The sequence below is a fragment of the Acinetobacter sp. YH12045 genome, from assembly GCF_013419925.1.
GTDB classification, from domain to species: domain Bacteria; phylum Pseudomonadota; class Gammaproteobacteria; order Pseudomonadales; family Moraxellaceae; genus Acinetobacter; species Acinetobacter amyesii.
The window spans coordinates 1-2,249 of record NZ_VOZE01000035.1 but is presented as its reverse complement, the minus strand read 5'-3'; the positions used below and the strand labels follow the sequence as shown (position 1 = coordinate 2,249).

3 protein-coding genes are annotated in these 2,249 nt (G+C 32.3%); all 3 read left to right on the top strand.

Annotated features, from left to right (window positions below):
• The coding region (locus FTU02_RS16210; protein WP_180157980.1) for a DUF2345 domain-containing protein at nucleotides 1–959 on the top strand (959 nt) is incomplete at its 5' end.
• Nucleotides 960–1,613 carry a type VI secretion system amidase effector protein Tae4 gene (locus FTU02_RS16205; RefSeq protein WP_180108805.1) on the top strand — a complete coding sequence of 218 codons (654 nt, stop codon included), beginning with the start codon at nucleotides 960–962 and terminating at the stop codon, nucleotides 1,611–1,613.
• Entirely contained in the window at nucleotides 1,610–1,978 is a 369-nt protein-coding gene (locus FTU02_RS16200) for a hypothetical protein (protein WP_180157979.1), read from the top strand. Before FTU02_RS16205 ends, FTU02_RS16200 begins: the two co-directional genes overlap by 4 nt.
• Nucleotides 1,979–2,249: the final 271 nt, after the last annotated feature.

The window sequence follows — 2,249 nt, the reverse complement described above, 5'->3', positions numbered from 1 at the left end:
GCACACACCCACAACAACAAGCAGCAGCAATGCACCTCGACGCACAAGCGGCGAAAGAACAAATCGAAGCCAACTTAAACAGCAGTAAAGCCTTAAGTGAAGTGGCGAAAAATCAACAAACTGACCCACTTGAAGTCTTGGATAATTTAAAAAACTTCCTTGGACAAATCGAAAAAGGCAGTAAAGAAAAAGCTGATGCCTTTAAACAAGCCTTAATGATTTTATCTGCACCAAACTCAATTGCTGTGAGTAGTCAGGAAGATATTCATCTTTCAGCAGATGGACAGATCAGCCAAAGTGCAGGCGATAGCATCAACCTCAGCAGTCAAAAATCCTTGATTGCCCATGCACAAAGCAAGATCAGTCTATTTGCAGCACAAGAAGGTTTACGCGCGTATGCAGGCAAAGGCAAAGTTGAAATCCAAGCCCAAGGAGATGGGGCAGATTTGATTGCACGAAAGGGTATTCAAATTATTTCCACGGAAGATAAAGTTGAAATCAAAGCGAGCAAAAAAATTGTTTTAGTTGCGGGTGGTAGCCAGATTGAGATTAGCAGTGCGGGTGTATTGCCTACAACTAGCGGTAAGTTTGAAGTGAAGGCAGGGCAACATAAGTTTGTGGGGGGGCAAAGTTCACAGAATAATTTATTCACTTTGCCGAATTTAACAAATTTTACTTTAAAGAAAAAAATTAAAAAAATTTATTGGAGTTATGGTGAAAACGAAAACCGTATTGGAGAATCTTCAAGATTTTATACTGATGTCAATTTACATATAGAAACTGAAAATTATGCTGATGGTGAAACTGTTACTGTAAAAGTTAAAAACCCAGTGTATGAAAAAATCAGTAATCAAAATGAATTTTTAGAATTTCAAGCAACTATCAAAAATGGTGCAGCAAAAATTAAAAATATTTTAAAGAATGAAAAATCATTAATTTTGAATGAAGAGTTACTTTAAATGGCTATCGAAGCAGAAGTAGACGGTGTTATATCAGAACCCTTAAAAGTTAATAGACCAAGATGGTCAGATATGTCTGTCAACTATCCAAACAATACTATTCAGAAAGAAACCTTGTATCCGCAAATCTCGAAAGCTTTGGGTAGAGAGATAAATAATGATGCCTATGCAAATACATGTGCATTAAGAATGAGTGCTGGCTTAATACGATCAGGAGTACAACTACCGAGAGCACCATCTAAAGGAGGCACAATTATTGGTGACGATGGAAAGAACTATTGGATACGTGTCAGAGATTTAAAAGCTTATTTATATACGCTTTTTAAAAAGCCAGATATATCAGTAGAATTACCAAAGCTTTCATCTATTAACCCATATGTGCCAGAAGAGTTAGATCACCGTTTAGATTTTGTAAGAAATAATATAATTGAAAAAATTAAAAATAAGAATGGAATTATTGTTTTTGAGGTAACTGGATGGCGTGATGCAACTGGTCATTTTACATTATGGGAGGGAGGAGAAGATGGTAGGGGATTGCTTTACTCATCAATTGATCAAAATGATCCAGAATCAGCTGTATATTATTTTTGGATGGTTGCAACCGAAGTTAATAATGGCATAACACAAAAAGTGGATTTTTGGGAATTAAAATGAGATATATTATTTTGTTTTTTTTGATTTTTAATGTAATTGAAGTTCAGGCTAAAAGGTTATCTGATATTGAATCATTAAAAGCTTATACTTTGATGAAATGTTTGCAATATAATCAATCTGATTTAGTTTCAGGTAAAGATTTTTCTTATTATAGTTTTGAATTTGTGAAAAATGAAAGATTGGAATTTGAGGAAATTCAGCTAATAGATAATTATGTTTATGAACGTGTAAAGAGTTATCATGAAAATGAAATATTTTTAAAAAATGATGTTTTACCAAAAAAAGGGAATGATTTATTTTACCAGTGCTATTTGTTTAGTGAGTCTAAAGATTTAAATAAATTAATTGGAAAATATATTAATTAGTTTTGATATTTTTTGATGGAGAGGATTAGATTTTTTGCGTAACAAAGCCACTCTATATAAATAGAATTTTTGTTTGGTTTGTTTTATAAAAAATTCAGATATTTTTTCTTGAATATAATTGGAATTTGATTATTTTTTTTAGTTTTGATATTAAGCCTCTTTCATAAATCAAAAAACGAACAGTCTCTTGCTGATTATTTGTACCGAAGAATTTTAAATATTCATGCATAATCTGCGGATGAAATATATCGATTCAAAGAAGCTTTCTGAA

Coding starts and splice junctions, on each gene's coding strand:
- FTU02_RS16205 (WP_180108805.1), top strand. CDS start 960: ATGGCTATCGAAGCAGAAGTAGACGGTGTTATATCAGAACCCTTAAAA.
- FTU02_RS16200 (WP_180157979.1), top strand. CDS start 1,610: ATGAGATATATTATTTTGTTTTTTTTGATTTTTAATGTAATTGAAGTT.